Origin of the sequence: Pseudonocardia halophobica, from assembly GCF_027922425.1 — a bacterium.
Taxonomy (GTDB): domain Bacteria; phylum Actinomycetota; class Actinomycetes; order Mycobacteriales; family Pseudonocardiaceae; genus Pseudonocardia; species Pseudonocardia halophobica.
On the sequence record NZ_BSFQ01000001.1, the window covers coordinates 169,270 to 191,024 of the forward strand.

24 protein-coding genes are annotated in these 21,755 nt (G+C 73.7%); 13 read left to right on the forward strand and 11 right to left on the reverse strand.

Annotation, left to right across the window (positions count from 1 at the left end; all coding sequences use genetic code 11):
• Positions 1 to 50: 50 nt before the first annotated feature.
• The gene (locus PKE99_RS00810) at positions 51 to 542 is read left to right on the forward strand and encodes a hypothetical protein (RefSeq protein ID WP_037042157.1); all 492 of its coding nucleotides are present in this window, start codon (positions 51 to 53) and stop codon (positions 540 to 542) included.
• Here the strand turns inward: PKE99_RS00810 and PKE99_RS00815 are convergent.
• Positions 533 to 1,648 (reverse strand): alpha/beta hydrolase family protein, encoded by a 1,116-nt coding sequence (locus tag PKE99_RS00815; protein WP_231498089.1) that lies wholly within the window; start codon positions 1,646 to 1,648, stop codon positions 533 to 535. The two genes, PKE99_RS00810 and PKE99_RS00815, sit on opposite strands and share 10 nt — an antisense overlap.
• Before the next feature lie 262 nt (positions 1,649 to 1,910).
• Here PKE99_RS00815 and PKE99_RS00820 point away from each other — a divergent pair, with 262 nt between their 5' ends.
• The gene (locus PKE99_RS00820) at positions 1,911 to 2,483 is read left to right on the forward strand and encodes a hypothetical protein (protein ID WP_037042154.1); all 573 of its coding nucleotides are present in this window, start codon (positions 1,911 to 1,913) and stop codon (positions 2,481 to 2,483) included.
• Positions 2,484 to 2,599: 116 nt separating this feature from the next.
• On the opposite strand, the gene PKE99_RS00825 is transcribed toward PKE99_RS00820, so the two are convergent.
• The gene (locus PKE99_RS00825; RefSeq protein ID WP_037042152.1) at positions 2,600 to 3,247 is read right to left on the reverse strand and encodes a metal-dependent transcriptional regulator; all 648 of its coding nucleotides are present in this window, start codon (positions 3,245 to 3,247) and stop codon (positions 2,600 to 2,602) included.
• Between the two features lie 87 nt (positions 3,248 to 3,334).
• On the reverse strand, positions 3,335 to 3,820 hold the full coding sequence (locus tag PKE99_RS00830) for a DUF4188 domain-containing protein (protein ID WP_037042151.1): 486 nt from the start codon (positions 3,818 to 3,820) through the stop codon (positions 3,335 to 3,337).
• A gap of 166 nt (positions 3,821 to 3,986) precedes the next feature.
• On the opposite strand from PKE99_RS00830, the gene PKE99_RS00835 reads away from it, so the two are divergent.
• The 4 genes from PKE99_RS00835 (at position 3,987) to PKE99_RS00850 (ending at position 8,502) form a co-directional block, all read left to right on the forward strand.
• Entirely contained in the window at positions 3,987 to 7,175 is a 3,189-nt protein-coding gene (locus tag PKE99_RS00835) for an ATP-binding protein (protein WP_051736973.1), read from the forward strand.
• 128 nt (positions 7,176 to 7,303) lie between these two features.
• The gene (locus PKE99_RS00840) at positions 7,304 to 7,504 is read left to right on the forward strand and encodes a heavy-metal-associated domain-containing protein (RefSeq protein WP_037042150.1); all 201 of its coding nucleotides are present in this window, start codon (positions 7,304 to 7,306) and stop codon (positions 7,502 to 7,504) included.
• Between the two features lie 40 nt (positions 7,505 to 7,544).
• Positions 7,545 to 7,967 carry a hypothetical protein gene (locus PKE99_RS00845; RefSeq protein WP_051736972.1) on the forward strand — a complete coding sequence of 141 codons (423 nt, stop codon included), beginning with the start codon at positions 7,545 to 7,547 and terminating at the stop codon, positions 7,965 to 7,967.
• A 64-nt stretch (positions 7,968 to 8,031) separates the two neighbouring features.
• On the forward strand, positions 8,032 to 8,502 hold the full coding sequence (locus PKE99_RS00850; protein ID WP_051736971.1) for a DUF6010 family protein: 471 nt from the start codon (positions 8,032 to 8,034) through the stop codon (positions 8,500 to 8,502).
• A gap of 71 nt (positions 8,503 to 8,573) precedes the next feature.
• Here PKE99_RS00850 and PKE99_RS00855 read toward each other — a convergent pair whose 3' ends face one another.
• Entirely contained in the window at positions 8,574 to 9,164 is a 591-nt protein-coding gene (locus tag PKE99_RS00855; RefSeq protein ID WP_051736970.1) for a L,D-transpeptidase, read from the reverse strand.
• Positions 9,165 to 9,350: 186 nt separating this feature from the next.
• A complete protein-coding gene (locus PKE99_RS00860; protein WP_037042149.1) occupies positions 9,351 to 10,109 on the reverse strand; it encodes a maleylpyruvate isomerase family mycothiol-dependent enzyme in 759 nt (252 codons plus the stop codon).
• A gap of 106 nt (positions 10,110 to 10,215) precedes the next feature.
• On the opposite strand from PKE99_RS00860, the gene PKE99_RS00865 reads away from it, so the two are divergent.
• On the forward strand, positions 10,216 to 10,878 hold the full coding sequence (locus PKE99_RS00865; RefSeq protein WP_081923873.1) for a maleylpyruvate isomerase family mycothiol-dependent enzyme: 663 nt from the start codon (positions 10,216 to 10,218) through the stop codon (positions 10,876 to 10,878).
• A gap of 1 nt (position 10,879) precedes the next feature.
• Here PKE99_RS00865 and PKE99_RS00870 read toward each other — a convergent pair whose 3' ends face one another.
• Positions 10,880 to 11,113 carry a hypothetical protein gene (locus PKE99_RS00870; RefSeq protein WP_037042147.1) on the reverse strand — a complete coding sequence of 78 codons (234 nt, stop codon included), beginning with the start codon at positions 11,111 to 11,113 and terminating at the stop codon, positions 10,880 to 10,882.
• A gap of 256 nt (positions 11,114 to 11,369) precedes the next feature.
• Between PKE99_RS00870 and PKE99_RS00875 the strand changes: the two genes are divergently transcribed.
• The 5 genes from PKE99_RS00875 (at position 11,370) to PKE99_RS00895 (ending at position 15,855) form a co-directional block, all read left to right on the forward strand.
• Positions 11,370 to 11,495, forward strand: coding sequence for a hypothetical protein (locus tag PKE99_RS00875; protein ID WP_269322938.1), 126 nt, complete (start codon positions 11,370 to 11,372; stop codon positions 11,493 to 11,495).
• A 55-nt stretch (positions 11,496 to 11,550) separates the two neighbouring features.
• Positions 11,551 to 11,985 (forward strand): Fur family transcriptional regulator, encoded by a 435-nt coding sequence (locus tag PKE99_RS00880; RefSeq protein WP_037042146.1) that lies wholly within the window; start codon positions 11,551 to 11,553, stop codon positions 11,983 to 11,985.
• A gap of 81 nt (positions 11,986 to 12,066) precedes the next feature.
• The gene (katG, locus tag PKE99_RS00885) at positions 12,067 to 14,301 is read left to right on the forward strand and encodes a catalase/peroxidase HPI (protein WP_037042144.1); all 2,235 of its coding nucleotides are present in this window, start codon (positions 12,067 to 12,069) and stop codon (positions 14,299 to 14,301) included.
• A 216-nt stretch (positions 14,302 to 14,517) separates the two neighbouring features.
• Positions 14,518 to 15,393 carry an MEDS domain-containing protein gene (locus PKE99_RS00890; RefSeq protein WP_051736969.1) on the forward strand — a complete coding sequence of 292 codons (876 nt, stop codon included), beginning with the start codon at positions 14,518 to 14,520 and terminating at the stop codon, positions 15,391 to 15,393.
• 81 nt (positions 15,394 to 15,474) lie between these two features.
• On the forward strand, positions 15,475 to 15,855 hold the full coding sequence (locus PKE99_RS00895; RefSeq protein ID WP_197040505.1) for an ATP-binding protein: 381 nt from the start codon (positions 15,475 to 15,477) through the stop codon (positions 15,853 to 15,855).
• A gap of 12 nt (positions 15,856 to 15,867) precedes the next feature.
• Here PKE99_RS00895 and PKE99_RS00900 read toward each other — a convergent pair whose 3' ends face one another.
• The 3 genes from PKE99_RS00900 to PKE99_RS00910 all read right to left on the reverse strand — a co-directional run bounded on the left by PKE99_RS00900 (position 15,868) and on the right by PKE99_RS00910 (position 18,150).
• Positions 15,868 to 16,848: a helix-turn-helix domain-containing protein gene (locus PKE99_RS00900; protein WP_037042141.1), complete on the reverse strand. Its 981-nt coding sequence runs from the start codon at positions 16,846 to 16,848 to the stop codon at positions 15,868 to 15,870.
• A gap of 136 nt (positions 16,849 to 16,984) precedes the next feature.
• Positions 16,985 to 17,323 (reverse strand): nuclear transport factor 2 family protein, encoded by a 339-nt coding sequence (locus PKE99_RS00905; protein ID WP_037042139.1) that lies wholly within the window; start codon positions 17,321 to 17,323, stop codon positions 16,985 to 16,987.
• A gap of 50 nt (positions 17,324 to 17,373) precedes the next feature.
• Positions 17,374 to 18,150, reverse strand: a complete 777-nt coding sequence (locus PKE99_RS00910) for an SDR family oxidoreductase (RefSeq protein WP_037042137.1) — start codon at positions 18,148 to 18,150, stop codon at positions 17,374 to 17,376.
• Between the two features lie 69 nt (positions 18,151 to 18,219).
• Here PKE99_RS00910 and PKE99_RS00915 point away from each other — a divergent pair, with 69 nt between their 5' ends.
• A complete protein-coding gene (locus PKE99_RS00915) occupies positions 18,220 to 18,741 on the forward strand; it encodes a winged helix-turn-helix transcriptional regulator (RefSeq protein ID WP_037042135.1) in 522 nt (173 codons plus the stop codon).
• Positions 18,742 to 18,980: 239 nt separating this feature from the next.
• Here PKE99_RS00915 and PKE99_RS00920 read toward each other — a convergent pair whose 3' ends face one another.
• Positions 18,981 to 19,460: a hypothetical protein gene (locus PKE99_RS00920; protein ID WP_037042133.1), complete on the reverse strand. Its 480-nt coding sequence runs from the start codon at positions 19,458 to 19,460 to the stop codon at positions 18,981 to 18,983.
• Between the two features lie 789 nt (positions 19,461 to 20,249).
• Positions 20,250 to 21,743 (reverse strand): glutamine synthetase family protein, encoded by a 1,494-nt coding sequence (locus PKE99_RS00925; RefSeq protein WP_037042131.1) that lies wholly within the window; start codon positions 21,741 to 21,743, stop codon positions 20,250 to 20,252.
• Between the last annotated feature and the right edge of the window lie 12 nt (positions 21,744 to 21,755).

Genomic DNA, 21,755 nt, shown 5'->3' on the forward strand with positions numbered 1-21,755 from the left:
GCCAGGGTCGGTGGGGCACGCCACCCCGGCACACCACGAGCGGAGGCCCCATGAACGCCCCCAGCATCCCCACCGGTACGCGCGAGGCGCTCGGCCGCGCCCGCGACCAGGCGGGTGCCGCCCTGTCGTCGTCGTTGTCCTCGCTGGGCGGGACGGTGGAGGAGCTCGCCCACGAGGTCGCCGGGAAGGTGGAGGAGAACCTCCCGGTGCTGGCCGAGCGGGCCGGCCGGCTCGCCGGTCAGGCCGAGGCGGTCGCCGGCGCCGCCGCCGCGACGGCCCTCGAGAAGCTCGACGAGGGCGTGCTCACCGCACGCCGCGAGCTGGCCGCCCGCATCGACCCCGGGACCCCGTCTCCGCGCCGCTGGTGGTGGATCGGCGCGGGCCTGCTGCTCACGGCCCTGTCGATCGCCGGCTGGCTCGTGCTGTCCCGGCGCCCGCAGCCCGTCGAGCAGGTCACCGAACCGCCGGCGACGAACCCGCCCGGGAGCGTCGACCTCGACGCCGGCTCCCCCGCCGCGGCGGCCCGCAACGGTCACTCCTGAGGGAGCACCTCCGTGAGGAACCCCGTGACCGCGCGCTCGTAGCGCTCGGGATCGGCGTTCCAGGCGGCGGTGTGCTCCACGCCGCCGACCTCGACGTACCGGATCGGCCAGCCCAGGTCGCGCCCCGCCGCGGCGAGCGCGCGGCTGGGCCCGACCGGCACGGCCGTGTCCGGCGTGCTGTGCACGAGGAGCGTCGGCGGCCTGCGCGCGGGCGGGTGCCGCAGCAGGTCGAAGTCGTCGAAGTCGATGCCGATCCGGCGGCGGGTGACCGCCGTGGCGACCGGGATCAGCTGCGGCGGGAGCAGCCGGTTGCGGGCCTGCCGGCGCAACGTCGCGCGCCAGTCGACCAGCGGCGCGTCCCACACCACCGCGTCGACGAGCTCGGCGGCCGGCGAGCGGTCGAGGAAGGCCCCGCCGATCGCGGCCCCCATCGACCAGCCGACGAGCACGATCCGCCGGGCCCCGCGGCCCTGCGCGTACCGGACCGCCGCCTCCAGGTCCTCCCACTCGGTGTCGCCGAGGTGAAAACGCCCGTCCGGGCTGGGTGGGGCGTCGTCGTCGTTGCGGTAGCTGATCACCAGGGTCGGCAGGCCGAGCCGGTGCAGCACCGGGAGGATCCGCAGCGCCTCGCGCCGCCGGCCGCCCCGGCCGTGCACGGCGACCGCCCAGACGTCCCGCGCGGCGGGCACCTCCCACGCCGGGGCCGGGCCGAGCGGGGTCGCGACCTGCACCTCGGTGAACGCCAGGCCGCGCGCCCCCGGGTCCGGGTCGAACGGCCCGGCGTCGACGACGGCGGGTCCCTCCGGCGGGACCGGACCGGACAGCAGCCGCCTGCGCACGCCGTGCCGGTCGTCGGAGAGCACCCGGCCGACCACGGCGAGGCCCTCCGTCCAGCGCAGGCCCCACACCCCGGGCTGCCGGACGAGCCGGCTGCCGGCGAGCGTCACGGCGTCCGTGTCGGCGCGCAGCACCCGCTCGGGATAGGCGACGACCCGCGAGGGGTCGAGCAGCACGTCGGCGTAGTACCGGCCGACGCCGACCGCGCCGGCACCCACCAGTCCCAGGCCCGTGCCGACGCCGGCGGCGAGCAGTCCGCGAACACCCACGCGTCCGATCATCCCGAGTGGCCCGCGCCCGCGTCGAGGCGCCTCCGCGCGGGCCGGGGGCGAGATGCTCGCAGCGTCAAGCACCGCCGCGCCCCCGACGCGGTGAAACGCGTGTGACCTGCGTCTTTGTCTCCACCGCATCGGGTGAAGCGGGGCCGGAGGGCACAACCAGGTAACGACGGCGTCGTTGGCCCCGCAGATCCACACGCGAGTTGACCGATGTTCGACATCCGGTTTCCCCCGATCGGAAGGACCCCCAGTCATGAGCAGTCTCGCCAGGCGCACGCTCGCCACGACGGCCACCGTCGCCGGTGTCGCCGCCCTCGGCGCCGCCTTCGCGGGCCAGGCGTTCGCCGCCGACCTCCCGTCGCTGCCCGCGGCGCCCGAGCTGCCGACGGGGGCCCCGGCCGCCCCGGCCGAGGCCCCGGCCCTGGAGGCCCCGGCCGCCCCCGAGCTGCCGACGGACTTCGAGTCCTTCTCGGTCCCCGGCGTCGCGAACCTCGAGACCCCGAACGTGTCCTTCGAGAGCGCCGGCAACAGCTCCACCGCGGACATCCCGGCGGCCTCGCACGAGGCGGCACACGAGGCCCCGGCCCTGCCGGCGCTCCCGGACGCCGTCGCGAGCCACCTGCCGACCACGGGCGGCGAGCTCGCCACCCCGCAGGCGACCCTGCCGCTGGCCGGCCCGGAGCTGCCGGCCGCGCCGGCCGCGCCGGAGCTGCCGGCCCTGCCGTCGACCGCGGACCAGGACCTGGACACCCAGGACGTCGCGCTGCCCACCAGTGACCTGGCGGCCCCGAACGTCGCCCAGCAGATCGCTTCCCTCGCGGGCTGAGCGTCCGCTCCCCACGGTGCCCGGAACCCCCGAACCGGGCGCACCCATTCCGACGCGCCGGCCGGCCCCTCCCCAGGGCCGCCGGCGCGTCGGCTTTCGTCGCGAGGACCGGGCCCCTAACGGACGACGCGGCCGTGGATCAGCCCGGTGAGCAGCGGCGCCAGGGCGACCCGCTCCCCGGACACCCGCACCCACCGGGGTCCGCCATAGGGGTCCTGCTCCTCGACCTCGACGACCACGCCCGGCCGCAGCCCGCGCTCGCCGAGGTAGCGCAGGGCGTCGCTGCGCCGGTCCGACACCCGCTCGATCTCGAAGCGGCACCCCTGCGGTGCGACGGCGAGGGGCTGGCCCCAGCTCTCGTCGTGCCGGCCGGCCGCGCCCGGGATGGGATCACCGTGCGGGTCGTGCGTGGGGTGGCCCAGTGCCGCGTCGATCCGGGCCTCCAGCCGGTCGCTCAGCGCGTGCTCGAGCTGCTCGGCCTCCTCGTGCACCTCGTCCCAGGGCATCTCCAGCGCCTTGACCAGGAAGGTCTCGAGCAGCCGGTGCCGCCGGACGACCCGCAGCGCGGCCCGCTCGCCGGCCGCGGTGAGGGTGAGGGTGCGGCCCCGCCGGACCAGCTCGCCGTCGGCCAGCCGTTTGACCATGGCCGACACCGACGGCGAGGACACCTGCAGCTCCTTCGCGAGCGCGCCGGTGGTGACGGCCTCCCCGCGCGTGGACAGCAGGAAGATCGTCTTGAGGTAGTCCTCGACGGCGGGTGTCATGGTCCCCACGCGACGATGTTAGCCGCGCCTGACCTCACCCGGAGCGCACGTTCGGGCCCATCCGGCGGCGCGTGGAGGTCGGACCGGTCAGGCCACGGTCCGGTCGGCCTCGATCCGCTGCCGCGCCGCGTCGGTTCGGGCCGTCACCGGGACGCGGCCGGTCGCCTTCGCCAGCCCCAGCTCGGGCGTGCCGACGTAGACGCTCTCCGCCTGCGCCACCCGGTACGTCTCGTGCCACACCCCGACCACGCCCGGCGCCTTCCGGGCCCGGCGGTTGAACGCGGCCCACGCCGGCCGGTGCGTCGCCGTGCGGTCGCTCGCGTAGGCGTAGAGCTTGTCGACCGAGCTCCAGTACTGCACCACGGTCGGTCCGCCGGCGCCGAGCAGCCCCCGGAACCCCAGCAGTCCCGAGTCCGGGTCCTGCGAGAGCTCCCGCAGCATCGGGCCCATGGCCAGCAGCGTCGGGAGCCACTGGTCGACCCGCCACCAGCGGTTGATCGTCATGCCGATGAGGAAGACCACCAACTCGCCCTCGTGGTCGTGGGTCGTCCGCCGGCCGTCCGTCCGCGCCATCCCGCACCTCCTCAGATAGCAGATAGCGTCGCTCTCCAATAATGGAGAGCGACAGTATCTGTGTCAAGGTGTGAGGCGCCCGGGGCTCGCGTCGGGAAGCAGTCACGTGATTGGTTGACGCCGTGCGCTCCGAGCTGACGGGCCCGCGCCGGGGGCGGCGGACCGGGTGATCGAGGTACGACTCCTCGGCCCGGTCTCGGTCGTGGTCGACGGGAACGGGCGCGACGTGGGCCGGAGCAGCGAGCGGGCCCTGCTGGCCCTGCTGGCACTGCGGACCGGCACCGTCGTGTCGAGCGCCCGGCTGATCGACGACCTGTGGGGCGAGCAGCTCCCGGACGACCCGGCCAACGCGCTGCAGACCAGGGTCTCGAAGCTGCGCCGGGCGCTCGCGGCGGCGGGCGCCGCCGGCGTCGTCGCGACCCGTTCCCCCGGCTACGTGCTCGATCTCGGGTCCGCCCGGGTCGACGCACTCCGGGCGGCCGAGCTGGTGGAGCTGGCCCGCCGCGCCGACCCGGACCGGGCGGAGGCGCTCCACACCGAGGCGCTCGGGCTGTGGCGCGGCGAACCCCTCGCGGAGTTCACCGGTGAGGGCTGGGCGGGTCCCGAGCAGGCCCGGCTGGCGGAGCTGCGGCTCACGGCGGTCGAGGAGCGTGCCCGCCTACGGCTGGCGGCGGGCCGGGACGCCGAGGTCCTCGCCGAGGTGGAGCCGCTGGTGGCCGCCCACCCACTGAGGGAGCGGCTGCGCGCGCACCAGATGACCGCCCTCTACCGCGCGGGACGGCAGGCCGAGGCGCTGGAGGCGTACGCCGACCTCCGCCGTGCCCTGGCCGACGAGCTCGGGCTCGATCCGTCACCCGAGCTGGAGGCGGTGCACGAGGCGGTGCTGCGCCGGCACCCGGACCTCGACCCGCCGGCCGTCGCCCGGCCCCGTCCCCACGCGCCACTGCCCGCGCGGCTGACCGCCGTACTGGGGCGCGGCGAGGAGCTGGAACGGGTGGCGCAGCTGTGCCGGGACCGCCGGCTCGTCACGCTGACCGGCCCGGGCGGGGCGGGGAAGACGACGCTGGCCACCGAGGCCGCGCGCACCGTGACCCACCGCTTCCCCGACGGTGTCGTGCTGGTGGAGCTGGCCGGGGTGGAGGACCCGGCGCGGGTCCCGGCCGCGGTCGTCGACGCGCTGGGGCTGGCCGGCGACGCCGCCGTCGATCCGGCGGAGCGGCTGGTCGGGGCGCTGCGCGGCAGCCGCCTGCTGCTCGTGGTCGACAACTGCGAGCACGTCGTCGACGCCTGCGCGGTGCTGGTCGAACGCCTGCTGGCGGGATGCCCGTCGGTGCACGTGCTGGCCAGCAGTCGGGAGGCGCTGGCGGTGCCCGGCGAGGTGCAGCTCCCGGTGCGTCCGCTGCCGGTGCCGCCGGCCGGCGCGGCCCCGGACGAGCTGGCCGCGAACGACGCGGTCCGGCTGTTCGCCGAGCGGGCGTGGGCGGCCCGTCCCGACTTCGTCCTGGACGACTCGACGCTCGGGCCGGTCGCCGAGATCTGCCGCCGGCTCGACGGGCTGCCCCTGGCGCTCGAGCTCGCTGCGGCCCGGGTCGCCGTGCTGCCCGTGGACCGGATCGCCCAGCGCCTGTCGGACCGCTTCGCGCTGCTCACCGCCGGTCCGCGCACGGCGGCCGCGCGGCACCGGACCCTGCAGGCCACGCTCGACTGGAGCCACACCCTGCTCGACGACGAGGAGCGGGTCCTGTTCCGGCGCCTCGCCGTCTTCCGCGGCAGCTGGACGCTGGAGGAGGCGGAGGCCGCCTGCGCGGGCGACCCGCTGCCCGCAGGGGCGGTGCTCGACGTGCTCGACCGGCTCGTCGCCCGGTCGCTGGTCGTCGACGCCCACGGCGGCGACGGCCGCTTCCGGATGCTGGAGACCGTGCGCGCCTACGCGGGGCGCCGGCTCGACGAGGCCGGCGAGCGGCCCGTGTTCGCCCGCCGGCACGCCGAGGCGGTGCTCGCGGTGGCCGAGGCCGCCGCACCGCTGCTGAGGGGCCGCGACCAGCACACCGCGCTCGCGCGGCTGCGGGCCGAGCGCGACAACGTCGACGCGGCGCTGACCTGGGCGCTCGACCACGTCGCCGACGCCCCGGACGTCGCCCTGCGGCTGGTGGGGGCGCTCGGCTGGTGGTGGTACTTCGGCCGCCACGACGAAGGCCGGCGGGTCGTCGACGCAGTGCTCGGTGCAGCCGAAGGGGTGGTGGGCGGCTCGCCCGCGGCGCGCGCGGTGGCCCACCAGGCGGCATCGCTCGTGTGGCGGCCGGGCGCGTGCGTGGTGCACCCGAGTGCGCGGTGCGCGCAGGAGGCGGCGGTGAGCCTGGCCGCCGCCGAGGAGGCGGGCGCGGTCGGGCCCGCGACCTACGCGCGGATCCTGCTGGCCGTCGAGGGCGTGACCGGAGCCGACCCGGCCGGCGCCGAGGAGCTGTTGACCGCGGCCGAGCAGGCCCTGCACCGGGCCGGGGACGAGTGGGGGCTCGCCCTGACCACCTTCGTCCGCGCCGAGATCGGGTTCCGGACCGGATCCGTCCCGCTCGCCGAGGCCGAGCGGCTCGCCGTCCGGGCGGCGGACGGTTTCGCGGGCCTCGGTGACCGCTGGGGCCACTCCGCGGTGCTGGGTCACCACGGCACCGCGGTGCGCCTGTCCGGGCGTCCCGCCGAGGCCGTGCCGCTGATCGAGCGGTCCGCCCGACTCGCCACCGAGCTCGGGCTGCTGCTGACCCTGCAGTGGATGCAGGCCGAGCTGGCCTACTGCGCCCTGCTCCTCGGCGACCGCGACCGTGCCCTGGAGCGGTGCGCGGAGGCCGAGGACACCGCGCGGCGGCTCGGCGCGGGCCCGGGCGCGGAGTTCGCGGCGCTGGTCCGCGGCATCGACGCCCGCCGCCGCGGCGATCTGGCCGGCGCCCGGTCCGTGCTCACCGCGGCCGTCGACCACCTCGCGGCCGCCGGCATCGGCGGGCTCGCGGCCGCGCTGGCCGTTCAGCTGGGGCACGTGCTCGAGCTGTCCGGCGAGCTCGCCGCCGCGGAGCGCACCCACCACCGGGCGCTCGAGCTCGGCGGCGCCGCCGCACGACCCGCCGCCCTCGAGGGGCTGGCCTGCGTCGCGGTCGCCCGGGGCGACGCCGCCCGGGCCGCCCGGCTGCTGGGAGCGGCCGCGGCCGACCGGGACCGGACCGGGCATCCGGCCGACGCCGTCGAGCAGGAGGCCGCGGACCGCGCCCGGTCCGGCGCGCGCACGGCACTCGGTGAGCAGGCCTTCGCCGAGGCGCTCGCCGACGCGCGCCGCACGGGCCCCGGCCCGCTGACCTGCGGGGACTGACCCGACCGCGGCACCTGTCCCGACCTGGCCGGCCCGGACAGCGCGGGGACAGTGGCCGGACAGCGGCCCCGCCGACCCTTCTCCCAGGCGTCCGAACCGCGGACGCGACCGGAGGAGGGATCGTCGCCGTGGGAGTACTCGAGCTGCGGGTGCCGGACATGACCTGCGAGCACTGCGTCCGCGCCGTCTCCGCCGGGATCGGCGACGTCGTCGGTGTCACCTCCGTCGAGGTCGACCTGCCCGCCCGGACCGTGCGCGTGTCCGGTGCCGCCGCCCCGGAGCGGGTGCGCGCCGCCGTCGCCCGCGCCGGGCACCGCTGCGCGCCCTGACCGCGCCCGTCCCCACCGCCTATCGACATCGGAGACCCTCGTGAAGACGCTGCTCCGCCCCACCACCCCGACCGGCCACCTCGTCCGCCACTACCTGGAGATGGTCGTGGCGATGATCGTCGGCATGGTCGCGCTCGGCCCGCTGTGGTCCCTCGCCGGCGACGCCCTCGGCTGGACCCCGGTGCTCCACGCCACCGAGCCCGCGGTCCTGATCATGGCCACGAACATGTCCGTCGCGATGTGCGCGTGGATGCGGTTCCGCGGCCACGGGTGGCGGGCGACCCTCGAGATGGCCGCCTCGATGTACCTGCCGTTCCTCGTGCTGTTCCCGCCGCTGTGGGCCGGCCTGATCTCCGCAGGCACCGTCATGGTCGGCGGCCACGTGCTGATGCTGCCCGCGATGGCCGCGGCGATGCTGCTCCGTCGCAGGGAGTACACCGGCCACTGCCCGGCGCGGTCCTGACCCCTCCCCTTCCCTCGCCGCCGGGCGCGTCACGCCCGGCCGCCACTCCCGAAAGGAACCGATCATGGTGGTCGAACTGCTCGTCGAGGGTGCCGTCGGCGGCGCCTTCTGGTCGCTCGTCGGCATCGCCCTGTCCCGCTACGTCCGCGACATCGCCGGGCGCATCCTGCTCGCCGCCGTGCTGATCGCCGCAGCCGTGTTCTACGTCGTGTTCGCCGCGCAGGGCGACGCCGGCGGCGCCTGGCTGGCCGCCGAGGTCGTCGGGATCCTGGTCTACGGCGGGATGGCCGTGCTCGGGATCCGGCGCTCGCCGTACTGGCTCGCGGCGGCCTGGGCGCTGCACCCGGTGTGGGACGTCGTGCTGCACAACATCGGTCCTGGCCGCGCCTTCGCGCCCGAGCCGTACACGATCGCCTGTCTGAGCTGGGACCTCGTGGTGGCCGCGGCCATCGCGGTGGCCTACGGAACGGGCTTCGTCGGCGACCGTCGCACGCGCCCCGCACCCGCCGACGCGGTGGCGGTCGACGCCGGCTGATCCCACGGAGCAGCGGACCGGCCCGGAGGGGCCGGGCCGCTGTCGTGTCCGGGCCGCTTCCGTGCCGGGCGCTACTGGTGGGCCGGGGCCGGCTGCGGGTTGCGGGCCGCCATCTCCTCCGACGCCTTGACGACCTGCACCATGTCGCCGATCTGCAGGTAGGTGAACCAGGCCTCGGCGTCGGCGGGCTCCAGGTGGATGCACCCGGCCGACGACCGGTCCGGGCTGCCGGAGTGGAAGGCGATGCCGCCGTCGTTGAAGAACACCGACCACGGCATCGGGGCCGGGTCGCCGTTGGGCAGCCGCGACTCCTGGCTCAGGTGGTCCTTCTCCTTGCGGTAGACGCGCAGGGAGTGGCCGATCGGGGTCTCCTGGCCGTTGCCGCCGGACGAGATGCGGACCGGGCCGCGCGTGACCTTCCCGTCCTGGATCAGCCAGGCCTGCTGGGACTCCAGGTCCACGCAGGCCTTGGCCGAGACCGAGCAGGGTGTGCCCTCCACCAGCGGCTCCGCGTGCGCCCGCTGCGCGGCGGGCGACTCGGCGAATGCGGGGCCGGCGACCAGGGCGCCGCCGAGCCCGATCGCGGCCACGACGGTCGCGAGGACCGCCCTGCGTGTGCCGGTGCGTGTACCGGTGGCTGATGCGAAGCGCCGCGTACCCAAGCCCTGCCGCTCCTCGTGTCGGTGTGGTGGCTTCCGAGAGGAAGACGCCCACACACCCTCCGGGGTTGCTCGGTCACCGTGAGTAGATATCCGTCGAGAACCGAGCATCGGGTCCAACGCCCGCGCACCCACACGGGAAACGCCCGCGCCGCGGCCGGTCACCCGGAGGCGCCGAACGGCGGGTTCTCACCCGAACGCCACGTGGTGCAGCCAGAGGTCGAGCAGCGCGGCGTCGCCCGCGACCTGCAGGCCCGCCCCGTCGTGCCGCCGGTAGATCAGCAGGAGCAGGTCCGTGAGCGGTGCCCGGACCGTCACGGCGGCCTCCCCCGCCCCCCGCCGCCAGGTGATGACCGGGCCGGTGAGGTCGACGAACCACGCGGCGTCGCGGTCGGTGGCCTCCAGCGCGAGCGTGCGGCCGGGGGCGAGCAGGTCCCGCTTCTCCGGACGGAGATCGAAGTGCTGCGGGAGGACGTCGAGCTCCATCCACTCGTCCACGGCGTCGAGCGCCACCTCCGGCTCGACCGCGAACGGGGTGCCCGCGGCGAGGGCGGTGTCGGCCCGGTGCATCAGCGTCTCGTGGGCGAAGCGCCGGGCCCAGAAGGTGGTGCTGCGGAAGTGGAAGGGGCCCCAGACCTCGGCGCCCGGCCCGGCGGCGCGCAGGGTGGCGGCCAGTCCCTGGGCGCCCTCGCGCAGGTCGTCGGCCGGTAGGGGTCCGCTGTCGTCGCCCAGGACGTCCCGCACGATCGTGTCGTCGGGGAACGCCGTCGCGCGGGTCCGGACGATCTGCTCGGCCCACCGGTGCCCGCCGTCGACGTGCCGCGCGAGCGCGCCCAGGGTCCAGCCCGGGCACGACGGCACGGGTGCGCGCAGGTCGGCGCCGCCGGCGTCGCGGACGAGCAGGTCCGTCTGCGTGACGATCTCGGTGCAGTGGCGGTCGAAGTCCATCGGGTCCTCCCCTACGGATGTGGTGTCGGGGAGTGGTCGGAGCCGGTCCGCCGTCCTCGACATCTCCCCCCTCGCGCGTCCTTCGTCCGGGTGGTTGGCTCCCGGCGTGGACCCCATCGACGAGTGGACGCAGGCACAGCAGCGGGTCGTGGCGCTGGTCTCCGCGGCGCCCGACCCCGAGGTGCGGGTGCCGGCCTGCCCGGACTGGACGGTGCGCGACCTCTTCTCGCACATGGTCGGCCTGGGCGCGGACGTCGTCGCCGGCGACGAGCCCGACGACCACAACGAGACGTGGACGGCCGCGCAGGTGGAGAAGCGGCGCGGGCACACCGTCGCCGAGCTCGTCGCCGAGTGGCAGGAGGTCGCCGAGCCGCTTCGCGGGTGGATGCGCGACCACGGCGCCCGGCCGCTCGGCGACGTGATCATCCACGAGCAGGACCTGCGCGGCGCGCTGCACGAGCCCGGAGCCCGCGACACCCCGGGCCTGCAGGCGATCCGGGACCGCTTCGCCGGGCGGCTGGCCGACCGGCTGCCGGACGGGCCGTCGGTCGCCCTCGTCGGCGAGACGTGGCAGTGGACCGCGACCGGCACCGTCGACGAGGCCCCGGTGCTGATCCGTGCCTCGGACTTCGACCTGGCCCGCCTGCTGATGACCCGCCGCTCCGCCGCCCAGCTCGCGCGCTGGACCGAGCGGGGCGACGTCGGCCCCCACCGCTCGGCCTTCGAGTCCCTCGGCGCGCTCCCGGCGCACGACCTGACCGACGGGTAGCTCAGTCGCCGGCGCCGTCGCGCAGGGTCAGGACCACCCGCAGGACGTGCTCGACGGCGGACTCGAACAGGGCGCCGCGCAGCTCGCCGCGGGTCGCGAGGTTCTGCGAGGCGAACTGGAGCATGCGCTCGGGCCCGACCCGGCGCACGACCAGCGCCGCGATCTCCTCGAGGTCCAGCCCGGGGTTGTCCAGGCGGGCGAGCGCGAACTCGACCACCAGCTCCTCCTCGGTCACGCTCCCCTCCTCTCCCCACGCCCATCATCCCCCGGCCCGCTCCCGGGCCGTCCACCACGCGCAGTTCGTGGGGCCGCACCCATCGTGGCTCGTCCGTCCGGCGGCTGTGGCGGTGCCGCGGGTGCCACAGCATGAGGGATCGACGCGTCCCGGTCCCCGGCACTGCCGGTCGGGCGTTCGTGCACCACCACCCGCGAGCCCCTCCAAGCGTCGGAGAAGACCATGCGCCCCGGTGTCGGGCGGTGTCGATCCCTGCGTGGCCGTGCCTCGCTGGCGGCACGGTGAGCAGACGGTGAACGCCCTGATCAGCACGGTGGCCAACCAGATCTACACCCTGCCGCAGCAGGCCGAGCCGCCGGCGCCGCCGACCACGACACGGTGACGGCGCCACTCTTCTGGACTTGATCCAGTCAGCTTTCCGTGGTGGGATCGACGCCGTGCCGAGCCGCGCGCAGATCGAGCGTTCCCTCCGCGAGGCGGCGCTGCGTGTCACCGCGCCACGCAGGGCCGTGTTGTCGGCCGTGCACGAGCACCCGCACGCCGACACCGAGACCCTGCTCGCGGCGGCCCGGGCTCGGCTCGGGTCGGTGTCCCACCAGGCCGTGTACGACGTCCTGCGTGCCCTGACCGACGCCGGACTGGTCCGCCGCATCCAGCCGGCCGGATCGGTGGCCCGTTACGAGGCGCGGGTGGGCGACAACCACCACCACCTCGTGTGCCGCGCCTGCGGCACGGTGCGGGACGTCGACTGCGCCGTCGGGGAGCCGCCCTGCCTGACCGCCGTCGACGACGGAGGCTTCGCGATCGACGAGGCCGAGGTCGTGTACTGGGGCCTCTGCCCCGCCTGCCAGTCCCCGCCCGCGGGCCGCTGAGCGCGCCCACCACCGACCAGACCGCACCCACCACCAGGCCGGCCCTCCGGGACCGGCGTTCCCCGTGAGGAAGGACCTGACGTGACCGACCCGAAGCCACGCGACGACTCCGCGAGCCCGCAGGGCACCGACACCACCGCGAGCCGCAGCGAGAGCGAGAACCCGGCCCTCGCCGGCCCCACTGCGCACGTCGACCAGCGGCCGCGCTCCAACCGTGACTGGTGGCCGAACCAGGTCGACCTGTCCGTGCTGACGAGGACCTCGCGCGAGTCCGACCCGCTCGGCGACGACGACTTCGACTACAAGAAGGCCGTCTCGCAGCTGGACTTCGAGGCCGTCAAGGCCGACATCGTCCAGGTCATGCGCACTTCTCAGGACTGGTGGCCCGCGGACTGGGGCCACTACGGCCCGCTGTTCATCCGCATGTCGTGGCACGCCGCCGGCACCTACCGCCAGCACGACGGCCGCGGCGGCGGCGGTGAGGGCGCCCAGCGCTTCGCCCCGCTCAACAGCTGGCCGGACAACGGCAACCTGGACAAGGCCCGTCGCCTGCTGCTGCCGGTCAAGCAGAAGTACGGCCGCAGCCTGTCCTGGGCCGACCTGCTGGTGCTCGCCGGCAACGTCGCCCACGAGGACATGGGCTTCGAGACCTTCGGCTTCGCCTTCGGCCGCCCGGACGTGTGGCAGCCGGACGAGGTCTTCTGGGGCCCGGAGGACACCTGGCTCGGCGACGAGCGCTACAGCGGCGACGCCCCGCTCGAGCTCGAGGGCGCCCTCGGCGCCGTCACCATGGGCCTCATCTACGTCAACCCGGAGGGTGCGAAGGGCGAGGCGGACCCGCTCGCGACGGCCCACGACATCCGGGTGACCTTCGGCCGGATGGCGATGAACGACGAGGAGACCGTCGCCCTCATCGCCGGTGGCCACACCTTCGGCAAGGCGCACGGCGCCGGCAACCCGGACCTCGTCGGTCCGGAGCCGGAGGGCTGCCCGGTGTTCTCCGGCGGCCTCGGCTGGAAGAACCAGAACGGCACCGGCAAGGGCGCCGACACCGTCACCAGCGGCCTCGAGGGCGCCTGGACCCCGAACCCCACCCAGTGGGACAACGGCTACTGGGACATGCTGTTCGGCTTCGAGTGGGAGCTCACGCAGAGCCCCGCGGGCGCCAAGCAGTGGAAGCCCAAGGAGGCCGAGGGCCAGGAGCTCGTGCCCGACGCGCACATCGAGGGCAAGAAGAACCCGCCGATGATGGCGACGAGCGACCTCTCGCTGCTCGCCGACCCGGAGTACCGCAAGATCTCCGAGCGGTTCCGCGACAACCCCGAGGAGTTCGCGGAGGCCTACCGCCGGGCCTGGTTCAAGCTGCTGCACCGCGACATGGGCCCGGTCTCGCGCTACGTCGGCCCGTGGGTGCCGAGCGAGGTCCAGCTCTGGCAGGACCCGATCCCGGCCGTCGAGCACGAGCTGCTGTCGGACTCCGACGCCGCCGAGCTCAAGAAGCAGATCCTCGCCTCCGGCCTCACGGTGTCGCAGCTCGTGCACACCGCCTGGTCGTCCGCGGCGTCCTTCCGCACCACCGACAAGCGCGGCGGCGCGAACGGCGCCCGGCTGCGCCTGGAGCCGCAGGCGAGCTGGCCGGTCAACGCCGGCACCGCCGAGGTCATCGCGAAGCTCGACGAGGTCCGTCAGGCGTTCGGCAAGCCCGTCTCGCTCGCCGACACGATCGTGCTGGCCGGCGCCGCGGCCGTCGAGAAGGCCGCGGCGGACGCGGGCGTCACGGTCACCGTGCCGTTCGCCCCCGGTCGCACGGACGCGTCGCAGGAGCAGACGGACGTCGACACCTTCCAGTACCTCGAGCCGCGCGCCGACGGGTTCCGCAACTGGATCTCCCCGGACGTGAAGCTGGAGCCGGAGACGCTGCTCGTCGACCGGGCCTACAACCTCGAGCTCTCGGCGAAGGACCTGACCGTGCTGATCGGCGGCCTGCGCGTGCTGGCCGCCAACACCGGCGGCACGCAGCACGGCGTGTTCACCGACCGGCCTGGCGTCCTGTCGCAGGACTTCTTCCGCAACCTGCTCGACCTCGGGGTCGAGTGGAGCACGTCGAAGGACGCCGAGGGCGTCTACGAGGCCCGCGACGCCCAGGGCAACGTGGTGCGCACCGCCACCGCCGTCGACCTGGTCTTCGGCTCGAACTCGATCCTGCGCGGCATCGTCGAGGTCTACGGCGCCGACGACGCCAAGGAGAAGTTCGTCCGTGACTTCGTCAAGGCCTGGGACAAGGTCATGAACCTGGACCGGTTCGACCTGCGCTGACCCGACTTTCCGACGCCCCCGGCCCGCCGCACCCGCGGCGGTCCGGGGCGTCCGTCATGGGCGTGCGACCCGCGTCGTCCCGGGGAGGCGCCTTCGTATTCCGCACAGCCCGGACACGCGGTCGTTCGTCCACGGTGCAGACCGTGCCCGCTGTCGGCGAGGAGACTCGACGGGTTCGAGCGTGGACGCGAACGAGGAACCGCAGGGAGACCTGGTGTGCACCGGACCGCGATCACGATCGGTGATCGGCGCATGATGACGGCCGACACCGGCCGGGGCCCGGCCCCTGCCGTTCGCTGGCTCGAAGGGCCGCACACCGCGCTCGTCCACCGGTCCGGGCACGCCGGGGACGAACGCGTCGGGGCCTGGATGGACCGCGAGTTGAGCCAGGGTAGACAGCTCTTCTACAAGCACACCGAACCCGACCCGGAGGTCCGTCACCGGCTCACCGCGCTGCTCGGCGGTGACGTGCTCGCCTCCGGTCAGGTGAGCCTGATCGAGGCGGCACGCTGTCACGCGGAGACCGCCGGACAGCCCGCAGCGCTGCGCAGCTGGCACCTCGCGCTGATCGAGCAGGCCCGCGACGCCGGCCACCGAGGGGTGGCGATCGTGTGCGACGGCACTGCCCTGCGCACCATCACGCCCGACCCCGCGGCGATGCTGGAACACGAACTCGATCTCACCCGGCTCGCCGCCTCGAACCCGCTCACGGTGCTGTGCTACTACGACACCTCGACGGAGACGCCCACGACCCTGCAGCAGGTGGTGGGGGCGCACACCGCGCTGGACGACATCGGGTTCGCGGCCCGCCGCGACCCCGAGGCGCTCACGATCTCGGGGGAGATCGACATCAGCAACGCCGACCGGTTCGGCGCCGTCCTGCGCGCCGCCATCGACCACGGCACGCGGACGGTCGAGATCAGCGAGGTGCGGCATCTGGCCGCGGCCGGATGCCACGTCGTGCTCGACGCACTGCCACGGTTGCGCGCGGCCGGCCAGACCCTCGTCCTGCTCCGCCCCGGGGACTCCGTGCGGCAGATCCTGGACATCGCCGGGCTGGGCGAGACCGAGAACGTGGTCATCTCTGCATGAGACACCGGTGACGGGTAACTCCGCCCTCGCCCCAATCGGCGAGAGGGGAGGCGGACCGTCGTGCAGCCCCGGGGACGAGTCGTGTCCGTGGAGCTCAGCGACGCCGACCCGTGCATCCTCGCCGACCTGCGGGAGTGGGTGCACGAGCTGCTCACCGACGCCGCGGCTCCCGAACCGGCGATCACGGCGACGCTGAGCATCCTGACCGAGCTGGTGACGAACGCCCTGACCCACGGCGCACCTGCCGGGCAGTGCCGCCTGCGCCTCGTCCCCGGCAGGGTCCTCCGCATGGAGATCGACGACCGGAGCCCGCAGGCGGCCACCGTCGCCGACCGCACGAGGAGACCACCGGGGTCAGGTGGCTTCGGACTTCTGATCGTGCAGAGCCTGGCCAGCGCCTGGGGCCAGGTGCCCCACCCACCCGGGGGCAAGACCGTCTGGGCCGAGATCAGCCTCCGGTAGGGGCCGACGTCCTCACGCCGACGACCGGAACGTCGTGATCATCCCTTCGCGCAGGGTGCGGCTGGGGAGCTCGCCGTAGGCGGTGCGGTACTGCTGCGTGAACCGGGAGTGGGTGAACCCCCACCGTGCGGCGACGGTGGCGACGGTCCGACCGTCGTCGGCGGTGGCAGCGCAGAGCTCGTCGCGGGCGTGGTCGAGGCGGACGCGGCGCAGGTAGCGCATGGGGGTGGTGTCCAGATGGCGCCGGAAGGCGAGTTGCAGGCCGCGGGGGGTGACACAGGCGGCACGGGCGATGTCGGTCAGCGTGAGCTCGAGATCGGGATTGGCGTCGATGAAGGCGACGGCACGGCGCACGGTGGACGGGCTGGCGTCGTGCCGGTCGGTGGTGCTCGGCGTGGACACTGCGGTGGTCGGGAAGGTCTGGAGGACGCGCGCGGCCAGATACTGGCTCGCGGTGGAGACCACCAGCGGCGCCTGGGCCGCGTCGGGGGCGTCCAGCACGCTGTCGCGCACGTAGGCGACGGAGCGTCGCAGCTGCAGCGCTGCCTCTCGGGAGACCGGCCGGTGGTCGAGCACGCGCACCGGGTCTGCCTCGTCCGCCTTCCCGGTCGCCGCCACGCGGGTCAGGAGGGCGGGGTCGATCAGGGTGAACTGCAGGCGGGTGGCGTGTGCGACCCCGGCGTAGGGGAGATCGGGCCGGCTGATCAGGAACTGGTCGCCGGGACCGAACACCTCGAAGCCGCCCTCGCCCTCCCTGCGGATGGTGTTGGAGACGACATCGCAGATGATCATGAGCCCCTGGGGCTCGGCGGAGTAGCCGATGTCGAAGCTGTAGTCGAGATCGTCGAAGCTGATCTCGGGCGCCATCACGCGCCGGGTGATCTGCGCGCGGGTGCGCGCGCCGACCGCGCCGATGCGCATCCGGGAGTACAACCTGCTCACGGTCGCCTCGACCAGGCCGACATCGTTGCTGTCGAAGGTCAACGGTTCCACGGGTCCACTCCTCCCGCCCGTCCGGTGGGAAGGGTACGACCGGACACGCCGTTCTGCTCGCGGTGACCCGGGCCAGGAGGCCGACGGCACGGGTCGTGGAGAACCGGACGGCCGCGCTGCACGGCGAGGTGCGGCGTCATCCGGCCTTCGGACGGATGCGCAACACCTTCACCTGCTCGTCGTCGAACTCCTCGAAGTGGAACTGGAGACCGGCGAACGGGCTGCCCGGGAAGTCGCCGGAGATCGTGCAGGTCACGACCGGTCCGTCCGCGGACTGCTCGACCGCGGTGATCGTGTGGGTGACGAGCGGGACGCCGGAGCGCCAGGCGCGGACAGCGGCGGTGCCGGAGTGCTCCCCGCCTTCGTCCTCCACGAGGGCGTCCTCGGCGAACAACGCCAGGTAGGCCTCGTGGTCCTGGGAGGAGGCGAGCTCGAAGTACTCGCGGACGATCCGGGGGAGGGTGACGGCGGTCATGATTCTCCTTGTCGGGTGACGACCGGGTCGCGGTCGGATCAGGGACGGGATCAGATGGTCGGGACGGTGCCGCCGTCGATGACGTGCTCCGCGCCGGTGATCGCCGAGGCCCGGTCCGAGACCAGGAATGCGACGAGCTCGGCCACCTCGGCGGGCTCGGCGGGTCGGCCCAACGGGATCCCGCCGAGGGAGTCCGTCAGGGTCGCCAGGGCGGCCTCCGCGCCGATGCCCTGCCCCTGGGCGATCCGGTCGATGAGCGCCTCGGCCGCAGTCGTCCTGATCATCCCGGGAGACACGGTGTTGACGCGGATGCCGCGCGGGGCGACCTCGTTGGCCAGGCCCTTGCTGTAGGTCGCCAGCCCGGCCTTGGCGGCGGCGTAGCCCAGGGTCGCGTCGAACAGGGGCATGGTGCGCTGGATCGACGTCACGTGGACGATCGCACCCCTGCCGCGCTCGATCATCCCGGGCAGCAGTCCGCGATCGAGCCGCACGGCACTGAGGAGGTTGAGGTTCAGCTCCTCCCACCAGTGGTCGTCGGTCAAGGCGGCGAACCCTCCGGACGGCGCGTGCGAACCCCCCGCGACGTGCACGAGGATGTCCACTCCCCCGTTCCGCACGACCTGCTCGACAACGGCTCGCACCCCCTCGGGAGTCGTCGCGTCCGCCGCGATGAAGTGGGACCGATCGGTGCAGCCGGCCGGCATGGACCTCGCCGTGACCGTCACGTCCGCGCCGGCTGCGCGCAGCCGCTGCGCGACGGCGGCGCCGGTGCCCTTCGTACCCCCGGTGACCAGTGCGCGTCGTCCGAGGAGATCCTGCTCAGTCATCGGCCCTCGCTACTGCTAGAATAGAAGTCAGTGACTTCGACAGTAGCAGCAACTCGGAGGGAGTCAACCGTGGCAGGCAGGATCCGGCTCGAGGACCGCGAGTGCCCACTGTCGACGGCTCTGGGGTACGTCGGCGAGTGGTGGACGTTGCTGATCCTGCACGACTGCTTCGACGGCTACAGCCGCTTCGACCAGTTCGAGGAGAACCTGCAGATCTCCACCAGCATGCTCACCCGCCGCCTGAAGACCCTCGTCGAGAACGGGCTCCTGGAGAAGCGGCCGTACCAGACCAACCCGGTCCGCCACGAGTACGTCCTCACCGAGCTCGGCCGCTCCCTGCGGCCGGTGATCGTCGCCCTCGCCGCCTGGGGGAACGCGCGGCTCGATCCGGCCGATCGCAGCATGATCCTCGTCGACGCCGCCACCGGGCAGGAGGTCGAGCCCGTGCTCGTCGACGACGCCACCGGACGTCGGGTCGACGGCGACGGGTTCGTCTTCGCCGCCGGTCCGGCGGCCAGCGCCCCCTTCCGCGACCGCTACGCAGACGTCGTCGCTGCGCCGCATGCCTCTGCAGCTGCAGCCGTGGACTGACGGACGCCTCGAGGGTCGTCCGCGCTCGGCGTGCAAGCTGGTCAGCGGTGGTGGAGACGAGGAGAATCGAACCCCTGACCCCCGCCTTGAAGGAAATCGGCGTCGTGACCTGCGTTGCAGTCAGCAGGTCAGCGCCCCTCCAGCCCTGTCCGTGTTGCCTGCGCTGGCTTCGAACGACCCAGGTTCAAATATCCACTGCGGACCGGAGTTCCTGGCCGTAGGCTGCTTTGAGTGCGACGTCAATCGCCTGCCAGCTGCTCAGTGCAGCCCGCGGCCAGGGCTTGATCGATCTTGTCCAGCGCGCCTCTGACCAGCTCGCCGTATGCGCCCTCGCCCAGCGCGCCGACCGTGGCTCGCGCCTTCTCGAGATGCTCATGAGCGCGGTCGGTGTCGCCGAGTCGGCGGTGGTCATCGGCGACGCTCAGGTACAGCGACGGCATGAACCCCCGAACCTGCAGCCTGCGATCGAACTCCTGCGCACGCTCGTCGGTCACACCTTCTACAGCGGCTAGCGCGCGCTCGTCCCACAGCAGCTCGGCCAGGTCATCGTCCTGCAGGTCGGCCAGGAAATGCGCGATCACGCAGCGGTGGAAGTCGTCGCCTCCGCCCCGCTCGACCTCGACCCACATGTTCTCCAGCTGCTGCCGGGCCATCGCTCGCTGGCCGGTCTGACCGCGCTGCACAGCGGCGATCACCCGAGCCATGACGTCGTCGCCCATGAACCTCCTCTACACCGCCGTCAGAGCGACGGGTGATCATGGTTCACGCTCGCGAACGCCACACCCGCTACCCCACATGGGCACCGTCGTCAGCAGGCTGGACGGTCAGCTCGGCTCCTCGGCACCGTCATCCGATTCGCCCTGTTCTTCGACGGGACCTGGAACGCGCCCGTCGCCTGCACCACGATGCACGCCTTGTACCGCCGCACGCCCGAACAAGAGCCCACTGGTCCTCCTGCGGTCGAGAGTGCCCAGGTCGAGGAACACGTCGCGCCATCCTCGGCGCCCGGTCGTCCAGCGGCGCGGCAGTCTACCGCCACCCGTGACTGGCCGGACCGAGGCCGACGCGCTCGAGTTCTTCGACGAATTGATGAACGAAGGCCGTCCGGCTCGACCACGTCGGAGATGCGATCGACGAGGCGACGGGGTCGGCCGGCGTCCCGTTTCCGCGAAGGGTGGACTCCTGGCGCGGCGGCAGTGACAGGTGCCCTCCTCGTGCTTGAGCACCAGCCGACCCCTCGCCTCACGACCGAGGGAACGGGTAGACGCACCGGGTACCAATTGCCCAGGTCACGCCAGACCGACGATGAGGTCCTTCAACGGGGTGGCCGCGTCCGCCGCGGCTCCCGGCGGGATCGTCGCCCCCTTACCCAGTGCGCGCTCAACAGCCATGGCAGGTTGCGCACGCGAGCGCGCCCCCGCACTCGGCGACGATCCCGGGGACCCCGGACCGGGTGCCGGGCCCGGCCGACGGGTGTTCCGTCGGCCGGGCCCAGGGTGGTGCACGGACTAGAACAACTCGAAGTACTCGCGGTGCTCCCAGTCGGTGACGCCGTTGACGTAGGTTTCGGAGTCGGGGTTCTCGGCGACCCAGGCCTCGTACCGGCCGATCTCGCTGCGCTTCATCGTGACCATGTAGTCGACGAAAGTGCTGCCGAACTCGGCGCGGAAGAACCGGTCGTCCTCCAGCACCCGGACCGCGTCGGACAGGCTGGCCGGCAGCTGCTCGACCTCGGCACTGTAGGGGTCCTCGCTCAGCGGCCCGGGGGAGGTCCGGTTGACGATGCCGTCGAGGCCGGCGACCACCTGCGACGCCATGTACAGATAGGGGTTCGCCGACGCCTCACCCACGCGGTTCTCCACGTGCGAGGCCTTGTCGCCCGGGGCGCTGATCACCCGCATCATCGCGGCGCGGTTGTCGTAGGCCCAGGTCAGCCGGTCCGGGGCCAGCGAGTAGGGCCGCCGGCGGCGGTACCCGTTGACGGTCGGGGTGGTGAACACCGACGCCGCGGCGCCGTGCGCGAGCTGCCCACCCACGTAGTGTCGACCCAGCTCGGAGAGGGTCTCGCCCTCGCCGGGGACCATCAGGTTCTCCCCGGTGGTGCTGTCGGCGATGGAGGTGTGCAGGTGCCAGCCGCTGGCGTAGAACCCGGCGATCGCGGGCGTGCACATGAACGAGGCGAGGTACCCGTGCCGCTTCGCGGTCTGCTTGGCGGCCATCTTGAACAGGCTGGCCGCGTCCGCCGCCGCGAGCCCCTCGATCACGTCGAACGTCGTCTCGACCTGGCTGGGGGCCCACTCGTCGTCGAAGGAGCGCAGCGGCAGGCCCATGGCGAGCACCGAGTCGCGGATCGGGGTGAGCGCCTCGTCGATCTCGTCGAGGTGGTCGAGCAGCAGGTAGTTGTACCCGCGGGCGACCGGGGCGACCTGCGGCGGGTCCGCCGGGGATCCCGGCGCGCCGAGCGAGCACCGGCCGAGCAGGTCGTCGACGATGCGGGTGAGGTACCACTCCATCTCGATACCGGCGACGAGGGTGTAGTTCCGCTCGGCGAGCTTGGCCAGGGCGTTCCGTAGGATGGTGCGCGGCGCGAGCGGGAACAGCGACCCGTTGCCCATGAAGAGGTCGGCGAAGACCACCGCGGTCTTCGGCGCCCAGGGCAGCAGCCGGAAGGTCTCCGGGTCCGGAACCATGGTGACGTTCGGGCTGCCGCCCAGGCCCTCGACCGCGAAGCCGCCGTCGGCGCTGAACGGGTTGAGCACGATGGCGTTGGCGGTGTCGAAGAAGAACGGCGCCATGGTGATCTCGTTGCCGGTCTTGAGCGCGCTGAAGTACGCCGTCCGGGTCAGCGCCTTGCCGCGCAGCAGGCCGTGCTGATCCGGCCACACGACGCGGACGAACTCGACATCGTGCTGCTCGACCAGCTTCTTGGTCCGCTCGGCGGCCTCGATCTTCTCGGGTCCGTACAGGTCGTGGCGCTCGATGAACGAGCCGGTGGTGGGCATGGGCTTCTCCTC